Origin of the sequence: Streptomyces sp. YIM 98790 (genome assembly GCF_011421595.1) — a bacterium.
In the GTDB taxonomy this organism is placed as follows: domain Bacteria; phylum Actinomycetota; class Actinomycetes; order Streptomycetales; family Streptomycetaceae; genus Streptomyces.
Window position 1 is genome coordinate 2,904 of the sequence record NZ_WTLH01000235.1, and the last position, 4,969, is coordinate 7,872.

3 protein-coding genes and 1 pseudogene are annotated in these 4,969 nt (G+C 73.4%); 1 reads left to right on the forward strand and 3 read right to left on the reverse strand.

Features of this window, described 5'->3' with window-relative positions:
* Positions 1 to 134: 134 nt before the first annotated feature.
* Positions 135 to 880, reverse strand: a pseudogene (locus GQS09_RS25310) (ABC transporter ATP-binding protein); the annotation flags it as partial.
* Positions 877 to 1,410: a PadR family transcriptional regulator gene (locus GQS09_RS25315; RefSeq protein ID WP_165989882.1), complete on the reverse strand. Its 534-nt coding sequence runs from the start codon at positions 1,408 to 1,410 to the stop codon at positions 877 to 879. The pseudogene GQS09_RS25310 and the gene GQS09_RS25315, both read right to left, overlap by 4 nt.
* A 244-nt stretch (positions 1,411 to 1,654) precedes the next feature.
* On the opposite strand from GQS09_RS25315, the gene GQS09_RS25320 reads away from it, so the two are divergent.
* A complete protein-coding gene (locus GQS09_RS25320) occupies positions 1,655 to 3,475 on the forward strand; it encodes an alpha/beta-hydrolase family protein (protein WP_165989883.1) in 1,821 nt (606 codons plus the stop codon).
* A 67-nt stretch (positions 3,476 to 3,542) separates the two neighbouring features.
* Here GQS09_RS25320 and GQS09_RS25325 read toward each other — a convergent pair.
* Positions 3,543 to 4,969, reverse strand: a 1,427-nt coding sequence (locus GQS09_RS25325; protein WP_399552602.1) for an AI-2E family transporter, incomplete at its 5' end; no start/stop codon positions are given.

The following is a 4,969-nucleotide window of genomic DNA, read 5'->3' on the forward strand; positions in this document are numbered from 1 at the left end:
CGGCGCGGCGCGGCCGGGCGGGGCGGGTGCGGTGGCGGTCATGCCGTGCCCCCGCCGTCCGGGTCACGGTGCGCCCCGCGGCCCGCCGGACCGGTCTCCGCGCCGGCCGGGGCGTGGCCGGCGAAGTGGAGGGGGTCGCGGACGATGCCGTCGCGGACCACGACCTCCCGGTCGGAGTAGGCGGCGACCCGGGACTCGTGGGTGACCAGCACCACGGCGGCGCCGGTGTCCCGGGCGGCGGCGGTGAGCAGTTCCATCACCCGTTCCCCGTTGAGCGAGTCCAGGGCACCGGTGGGTTCGTCGGCGAAGAGCACCCGGGGGCCGCCGGCCAGCGCGCGGGCCACGGCGACCCGCTGGCCCTGGCCGCCGGAGACCTGGCCGGGCCGCTGGTGGCGGATGTCCGCGACCTCCAGCCGGTCCAGCCACTCGGCGGCCCGGCGCTCGGCCTCCTTGCGGCCGGTGCCGGTGAGCCGCAGCGGCAGCGCGGCGTTCTCCAGGCAGCTCAGCTCCGGCACCAGCTGGCCGAACTGGAAGACGAAGCCGAAGTCGGAGCGGCGCAGCGCGCTGCGCTCGGCGTCCGGCAGGGCGGAGACCTCGCGGCCGGCGTAGCGGACCGAGCCGCTGTCCGGGGGCACGATGCCGGCCAGGCAGTGCAGCAGGGTGGACTTGCCGGAGCCGGACGGGCCCATCACGGCGACGATCTCCCCGGCCGCGACCNCATCACGGCGACGATCTCCCCGGCCGCGACCGAGAAGTCGGCACCGGCCAGGGCGGGGGTGGTGCCGTAGGACTTGTGCAGCGCGGTGGCGGACAGCAGGGCGGCACAGCGGCCGGCGGCGGTGCCCTCGGCGGCGGGGTCCCGGGTGGTGCGGGCGGTCATGCGGGGTTCTCCCTGACCCGGGCGGCCAGCCGGTGCAGCCGGGCCGCGGTCAGTTCCAGCCAGCGCAGATCCGCCTCCAGATGGAACAGGGCGTGATCGCAGATCAGCTGGTCGGCGAGGTCGCCGTCGGTCTTGCGGCGGGTCAGCTCGCGCATCAGCCGCAGGTGCTCGGCGCGCTGGGTGTCCAGCAGGGCGGCGGCGTCCCGCCCGGTGAGCAGGGCGAGCACCACCTTGGTGTAGAGGACGGACTGGAGGTAGGGCTCGGGCTTCTCCGGGCTGCGCAGCCAGCGGGCGACGTCGGTGACGCCGGCCTCGGTGATGGCGTAGCGCTTGCGCTCCGGTCCCTCGCCGGACTCCACGCCGTCCACCTCGACCAGGCCGTTCTTCAGCAGCCGGGACATGGTGGCGTACACCTGGCCGTAGTGCAGCGGCTTGTCGTGGCCGAAGCGCTCGTCGTAGGACCGTTTGAGGTCGTAGCCGTGGCGGGGGCCCGCTTCCAGAAGCCCCAGCAGGGTGTGGCTGATGGACATGGCAGGGACTATACATCATGCGTATACACCGAATGTATAGCTCCCTCCGGGCCGCCCGGACACCGCCGGACATCGAACGGATGTGCGCCCGGGGAGAAACGTGCACCACGGGCGGTGTCCCGGGGCGTGCCGCGCGGCAGGATGCGGGGAAACAACTACCCGGGCGCACGGCCGCGTCATATCCCCTAGCGTGAAGCACGCGCGGATCATGAAACGGCGACCGAAGACAGGCGGAGAAACACTGATGCTGGACACCGCCGGGGGTTCGTCCCCCGCGTCCCGGCCGGAAACCGGCCGGGAGCCGCCGCACGGCGCCCTCACCCAGGCCGTGGACTTCACCCGCAGCCGGACCACCGCCTTCCTGAGCAAGCCCTACTGGGAACGCCCCGACTCCACCTGGGTGCTGCGCCGCTGGCCGGATCTGACCGCCTGCCTGGTCGCCGTCTTCTTCTTCTGGCTCTCCCTCACCCCCTCCCTGGTGCCCCGGCCGTGGTACTTCCAGGGCGCCATCGGCGGCATCACCGCCGCCATCGGCTACGGCCTGGGCGCGCTGCTGAGCTGGCTCTACCGCCTGGTCGCGCCCTGGCGGCCCGGCCCGCGGGTGCGCGCCCGCTGCTGGCTGGCCTTCTACGTCACCGCCCCGCCGGCCGTCATCTTCCTGCTCTCCCGCAGCGCCGACATGCAGCGCGAACTGCGCCGCCTCCAGGACCTGGAGCCGACCCTCACCTGGCACTCGGTGATGATCGCGCTGATCTCGCTGGGCGTGTGCGGCGGGCTGCTGCTGGCCGCCCGCACCGTACGGCTGTTCACCCGGCTGATCACCGTGCAGCTCAACCGCTTCGTGCCCTGGCCGGTCGCGGTGGCCCTGTCCCTGATGATCACCAGCATGGTGGTCGTCTACGGCACCCGGGACGTGGTCTTCGAACGCGGCATCCTCACCGCGGCGGAGCACTGGGCGGCGGCCAAGGACCGCTCCACCGATCCCGGGGTGCTGCGCCCCTACTCACCGCTGCTCTCCGGCAGCCCGGACTCCCTGATCCCCTGGGAGGAACTGGGCAACAAGGGCCGCACCTTCACCGGCGCGGCCATCTCCGCCGACGACATCAGCGCCTTCACCGGCACCGAGGCCGAGTCGCCCGTCCGTGCCTATGTGGGCCGCGACTCCTACACCGACTACGCCGAGGGCGCCGCGCTGGCCGTCAAGGAGCTGGAACGGACCGGGGCCTTCGACCGGGAGGTGCTGGCCATCGCGGCCACCACCGGCACCGGCTGGGTCAACGCCACCACCGTGGAGGCCCTGGAGTACATGCACCACGGGGACACCGCGGTGGTGGCCATGCAGTATTCCTATCTGCCGAGCTGGGCCTCGTTCCTGGTGGACCGGGACGAGGCCGGGGACGCCACCCGGGAGCTGGTGGACGCGGTGCACCGGCGCTGGGAGCAGGAACCGGAGGGCAGCCGCCCGATACTGGTGGTGTTCGGCGAGTCCATGGGCGTGGCGGCCATGGAGGCGGCCTTCGACGGCGTGCAGGACCTGCTGGCCCGCACCGACGGGGCACTGCTCATCGGCGCGCCCTACTTCAGCCCGATCCACTCCGCGATCACCGAGAACCGGGACCCGGGCAGCCCGGTGTGGCGGCCCGTGTACGACGGCGGACGGCATGTGCGGTTCGCCCAGTTCCCGGATCGGGACCTGTGGGCGTTCGACCGCCCCTGGGAGCATCCGCGGGTGGTCTACCTGCAGAACGCCTCCGACCCGGTGGTGTGGTGGGAGCCGGACCTGCTGTTCCAGCGGCCGGAATGGCTGAGCAGACCACTCGGCCCGGATGTCACCGGGGCCGTCGACTGGTTCCCGTTCGTCACCTTCTGGCAGACCACGGTGGACATGGCGGTCTCCTACGGCGCCCCGGCACCGCACGGCCACCGCTACGGCTCCAACCCGGTGAACGCCTGGGAGGCCATCACCGAGCCCGCGGAGTGGACCGAGGAGGACACCCAGCGGCTGCGGCTGCTGCTGGAGCTGCGCCACCCGCCCCGGTCGGGCTGGGCGGGCAAGCCCGAGTGACAGCCGGACGGCCCGACGGCCCGCCGGCCGGCCCGCGGCGACGTCCGGCGGGCCGTCGGCGGGCCCGTCAGTCGGTGTCCCGCCCGGCGGACGGCGGCGGAGTGGGCGCGAGGGCGGCGATGGTGGCGCCGCTGCGCCGCGGGCCCGCCCGCAGCACCACCTGCTCGTGATAGGCCCGCAGATAGCTCACCACGGTGTTGAGCACGGCCACCAGCGGCACCGCCACCACCGCGCCGGGAATCCCGGCCAGCAGCGTGCCACCGGTGACGGCCAGGATGACCGCCAGCGGATGCACCCGGACCATCCGGCCCAGGATGAACGGCTGGAGCACATTGCCCTCCAGCTGCTGCACGCCCAGCACCACGGCCACCGCCCCCAGCGCGGTCACCGGCCCCTGCGTCACGAACGCCACCACCACGGCCAGCGCACCGGAGACGATGGCCCCGATGATGGGCACGAACGCGAACAGGAAGACGATCACCGCCAGCGGCACCGCCATCGGCACGCTCAGCGCCCACAGGCCGAGCCCGATGCCGACCGCGTCGATGAAGGCGACCAGGACGGTGCCGCGCACATACCCGGTGAGGGTGATCCAGGCCCGGGGCCCGGCGCCGGCCAGTGCCGGGCGCGCCGAGGCCGGCGCCAGCTTCAGGAACCAGTACCAGATGGAGCGGCCGTCGTAGAGCAGGAAGAGCACCACGAACAGCACCAGACCGGCGCCGGTCAGGAAACGGGTCAGGTAGTTGACCCCTTCCAGCCCGGCCGAGGTGAGTTCCGCGCTGTGGTCGCTGATCCACTTGTTGAGGTTGTCCACCAGCTCGTTCAGGTCCTCCTCGGAGACCCCGAAGGAGCTGTCCAGCAGCCAGTCGCGCAGATTGTTGATGCCCTCGGTGACCTGGTCCACCAGCCGGTCGACGTTCTCGATGATCTGCCAGACCACGAACCAGCCGATCAGGCCCATCACACCGAAGCCGGTGACGGTGGTCACCGCGGTGGCCGCGCCCCGGCCCAGCCCCAGCCGTTTCAGCCGTCCGGTGAGCGGCTGGAGCAGCGCGGTGATCAGCAGACCGGCCGCGAAGGAGATGACCAGCAGGCTGACCGCGCCCACCACCTGGATGAGCACCCACACCACGGCGGCCAGCACCAGCAGCCGCCAGCCGGCCTCGGCCGCCACCCGCAGTCCCCAGGGCACGGCATCGGCCGGATGCGGGCGTTCGGGCATCTGGACGGGCAGCGTCCGCATCGCGGCACCGGCACCGCCGCCGTCCCCCGCGGTCTGCGGCGGGGTCGTCCCGGAGGTCACCGGCAGCCCGGCGGCGGGCGGCGCCGCGGTACCGTCCGGCCCGGCGTCCTCCGGGCCGGTGTCCGCCGCCGGCTCGGGCGGCCGTTCCCGGGTCGAGCGGTCCGCCGGCGGGCCGTCCGCGGCCCCGACGAGATGTTCACCGGCCGCGGGCGGTGCCTGTGCCGCGGGCGCGACGGCCTGGGCCAGCCGGG

Excerpts from the sequence above, each read along its gene's own strand:
- GQS09_RS25315 (WP_165989882.1), bottom strand. The coding sequence starts at position 1,410 with ATGTCCATCAGCCACACCCTGCTGGGGCTTCTGGAAGCGGGCCCCCGC.
- GQS09_RS25320 (WP_165989883.1), top strand. The coding sequence starts at position 1,655 with ATGCTGGACACCGCCGGGGGTTCGTCCCCCGCGTCCCGGCCGGAAACC.